Source organism: Proteus sp. fly-1067 (genome assembly GCF_040139345.1).
Classification (GTDB): domain Bacteria; phylum Pseudomonadota; class Gammaproteobacteria; order Enterobacterales; family Enterobacteriaceae; genus Proteus; species Proteus vulgaris_B.
Genome location: NZ_JBEEUL010000062.1, coordinates 1 through 865 on the forward strand (window position 1 = coordinate 1; position 865 = coordinate 865).

Consider the following 865-nt stretch of genomic DNA (forward strand, 5'->3'; position numbering starts at 1 on the left):
TGGGGTAACAGCATAGGCCGCCGCGAAAGGTAATAATAAAAATGCCAGCTCGCTGTCACTATAACCGCAATCAGCCTTAATCTGATTAACTTGTTCGGCACTCAGCATCGCTTGAAAATCAGGTGTATCAATAATGGGTCTGAGCGCAACTTGTAACTTTTCTGGGAGTTGAGACCAAGCGGACTTAAATCTTGAATGCATGAGTAGTTCTCCTAGTGACTTACTTACATTTTTTATACTCAATTGCAGCGTTTTGCATTGGGGGATACTTTCTACGCTCTTCGTGAGTTATGGGGTTCCCGTTCAGCTGCATCTCAAGTGTTTAGAGTATATGTAATAAATTATCACTTAATATGTGATTAATATCTCTTTTTCTATGAAATTAATGAAACAAATTGTGTAATTGAGAGATGTATCTCAAGTTTTTGGCGGTAAGCCTCTGACTGACTGCTGACAAACGTATTTTGTTTGGCGGTAGTCGTTGAGGTTATTTGACCTAAATTAGGAAAATCAAATTATTGATTTTCGGCTGATAACACGGAGCGGGAAAAAACACGCTTTTATCCCGCTTCGTCAGCAACCTCAGTCCGGCTCTACGGAGCCGGACACTAATATGATTATTGGTCCGACTAAGCAACAAAGTAGGAAAGGGCAATGTTAAAATTTATTTTACGTCGTTTACTTGAAGCGATTCCGACACTTTTTATTCTTATTACTATTTCATTTTTTATGATGCGGTTAGCACCAGGAAGTCCATTTACTGGGGAGCGTAAACTACCACCGGAGGTAATGGCAAATATTGAAGCCAAATACCACTTAAATGACCCAATGTATAAACAATATTTTAGTTACCTAGTGCAGTTAT

At 39.1% G+C, this 865-nt stretch carries 2 pseudogenes; one reads left to right on the forward strand and one right to left on the reverse strand.

The annotated features are described in order from the left end of the window. A pseudogene (locus tag ABN217_RS19080) lies at positions 1 to 201 on the reverse strand (cytidine deaminase); the annotation flags it as partial. 453 nt (positions 202 to 654) lie between these two features. On the opposite strand from ABN217_RS19080, the pseudogene ABN217_RS19085 reads away from it, so the two are divergent. Continuing rightward, positions 655 to 865 (forward strand): annotated as a pseudogene (locus ABN217_RS19085) (hypothetical protein); the annotation flags it as partial.